We start from the raw sequence: 1,892 nt of genomic DNA on the forward strand, positions 1-1,892 counted from the left end.
CGAGAAGGTGCTGCACCGTCGCCCCCCGGTAGGCGGTCGAAGCGAGTTCCGGCAGATAGTGCGTCACCGGTTCATCAGCATCGAGCAGGCATTTGTTGACTAGAATTCCGGTGAGCGCCCCCGTGAAAGATTTCGTCGCCGACATCAAAACTGAGCTTTCCCGAGCCGAAGAAGAACCTCGCACTTGTTTTCCAGTCGACATCATTCTTCACGCTATCCGGACATGCCTTCAAATTCGATTTCCGCCCAACGCTGAATGCTCCCGACGCGACGAGGTCGCGACCGGCATCGGTCGAAGCGGGGTCGTTGCAGTGATCCGGGGTGGAACTGCACCGGCGAGCCGGATGATAGGCATCCGCGCCGACATGAACGCCTTGCCAATCCTGGTAGCAAATCACGTGGTCAGAACACTGCAGAGTGTCGTCTCAAGGAGGGTCGACCCTATTGACCCGGTTGTACTCTCAGTCACATCCATCCACGCTGGCAATGCCTACAACGTCATCCCGGCCGAAGTCGTGCTGAAGGGCACCGTCCGAACCTTGTCAGACACCAGCCGCGACCAAGTCGAAAGCCGCGTCGTCACCGGGAACACGTCATCATGTCGGGTGTGTCGACTTTAGAAGCTTGGAGTCGAGCCCTCCAATCCCCACGCCAGTTGGAATTCTTCAAGCGGCCATCCTCGTCCCAATCATCCTTTCCGGGAAATGCGATTGGCTCTGTCTGCTGGACACTCTGCAGCCTCACGGCCCATTCAGCCTTAATATCTTCGAGCTTTTGACAGAACTCACTGTCTTCTTCGACACCGAAACCGCGACTTTTCACGCCATATGCTAGAAAGGGCGGAAGAACAGAAAATCCCATATAGTACAGTTCGCAATTGATCGGGTACATAAGGCAGTCGATATCGCCAGCGTAAGAATCGGGCTCAAACGCCGCCGCGCCCGCACCCGCGGTTATTGAACAAAGCGCGCGTTTGCCGCGAAAGTACCCACGGTCGTGCCGCATCCTACTTGTATGTATGCCACCCAAAACAAAGACTCTGTCGAACCAGCCCTTAAGCATGGCAGGCACTCCGTGGTTCCAAAGCGGGAACTGAAACACAACGAGATCCGCGCGCCTCAGGCGTGTAATCTCACGAACAACGTCTCTGGGCAACGTGCCCGTCTCGGAAGCGTGTCGTTGTTCAGCCTCGATCGCAAAAAAGTCTGGATACTTTCGGTTCGTATAGTGCTCTGGCTTTTCAACTGGGTCGAACCCCTCGGCGTAGAGGTCAGAAATCTCAACGCTGTAGCCAAGGCTCGTCAGCGTATCCGTAGCCACACCCTTCAGCCCACTATTGAATGACGTTGGTTCTGGATGACAGTGTACGATTAGCGCCTGCATGTTTGTCACTCCTAAACTCTCTTGCTTGGCCTAGTATCCGCCGCTCATTGGGCGGGCAGCCCAGCAGCTCTCCCGCTTCCTTTGCCTTGTCAGCGACGGTCTACCTGTTTGCCCGCGTCACCAGATCGACCCATAGAGCAATTCCGTGGCGCAGGGCGTTGTCGTTGAAATCATATTTGGGATCATGAAGGGGGGCGGTTATGCCATTGCCCATGAAGATGAAAGCGCCAGGCCTGGCCTTCAGCATGTAGGAGAAATCTTCCGCACCCATTATGGGCGCCGCGTTGCGTCGCACTGCAGCTTCTCCAGCCACGCGTGCGGCGGCATCCCCCAGAATGCCGGCCTGGATGGGATGATTGACTGTCGGGTAACCACGGCAATAGTCGAACTCGGCCTCTGCGCCAAGCGCCTTGGCGACGGAAGTGGCCAGGCGCCTTCATCCAGCGCCTCACGGCAGGCCAAGGCGATCATCGACAGCTCGGTCTGGTCTGTCACTTTGCCAAGAGGAG

4 protein-coding genes are annotated in these 1,892 nt (G+C 56.9%); 1 reads left to right on the forward strand and 3 read right to left on the reverse strand.

Features of this window, described 5'->3' with window-relative positions; all coding sequences use genetic code 11:
• Positions 1-205 (reverse strand): serine hydrolase domain-containing protein (locus tag X757_RS1000000169965; protein ID WP_156933517.1); only part of this gene is annotated, 205 nt, incomplete at its 3' end.
• A gap of 160 nt (positions 206-365) precedes the next feature.
• Between X757_RS1000000169965 and X757_RS1000000169330 the strand changes: the two genes are divergently transcribed.
• Complete coding sequence (locus tag X757_RS1000000169330) at positions 366-620, forward strand: peptidase dimerization domain-containing protein (RefSeq protein ID WP_245275145.1); 255 nt, start codon at positions 366-368, stop codon at positions 618-620.
• On the opposite strand, the gene X757_RS135535 is transcribed toward X757_RS1000000169330, so the two are convergent.
• A complete protein-coding gene (locus tag X757_RS135535; RefSeq protein WP_023728181.1) occupies positions 580-1,383 on the reverse strand; it encodes an NAD(P)H-dependent oxidoreductase in 804 nt (267 codons plus the stop codon). The two genes, X757_RS1000000169330 and X757_RS135535, sit on opposite strands and share 41 nt — an antisense overlap.
• 100 nt (positions 1,384-1,483) lie before the next feature.
• Entirely contained in the window at positions 1,484-1,813 is a 330-nt protein-coding gene (locus tag X757_RS1000000169970) for a M20/M25/M40 family metallo-hydrolase (RefSeq protein ID WP_084629812.1), read from the reverse strand.
• Positions 1,814-1,892: the final 79 nt, after the last annotated feature.

This window comes from Mesorhizobium sp. LSHC412B00 (assembly GCF_000503035.1).
Classification (GTDB): domain Bacteria; phylum Pseudomonadota; class Alphaproteobacteria; order Rhizobiales; family Rhizobiaceae; genus Mesorhizobium.